At 36.4% G+C, this 605-nt stretch carries 1 protein-coding gene; it reads left to right on the top strand.

The window, feature by feature from the left end:
* Positions 1-605, top strand: a 605-nt coding sequence (locus ASC50_RS03275) for a hypothetical protein (protein WP_158648354.1), incomplete at both ends; no start/stop codon positions are given.

Below are 605 nucleotides of genomic sequence, written 5' to 3'. Positions count from 1 at the left end.
ATGTGTGGGTTGTTACACAGACACCAATGCTCCTACCGAATTGGACAAATTCTTTATATCCACAGGCGGGCATCGCTGTTTTCTCTCCAAGGGGCATGTAATAGACGGGTTTACCGATGAAATGATTTCTGAAATATTCGAAGATAACACTTACAACCTGTATAAAAATGATTTGGAAGCATTTCATGGCATAGATAATCCAAGTTATCTTTGCTTCCCCGATTTGGATCGTCAAGAATGGTGGTTTATACACAACCAAATTACAGAATACACGGAAGGTGGCGGTCAGGTTACTCATAATTATATATCAAGATATATTGATATAAAAAATCCAAATGATAAAAAAGGTGAACTTTCGATAAAATATAGACCTATTCAAGAAGATTTTTATGCAAAAAAAATTGCAGAAATATACCATCAGGAATATAAAGCATTGGAGTTTCAGTCCATGGTTACGGGCGCAGTCAGCATGACAGAGCATAGAATTTCACTTTCAAATCTCAGGTTGACTATCGCTACTGATGAAAAAGGCAACCCTTTAGGATTTGAAGATGGTAAATTGTTCTTTAAGACCAATAAGATATACAGCACGATGTCCCATAAAG

Source organism: Candidatus Symbiothrix dinenymphae, from assembly GCF_001431085.1.
The sequence above is the reverse complement of the archived record's forward strand: the minus strand, read 5'-3'. Positions and strand labels throughout refer to the sequence as shown.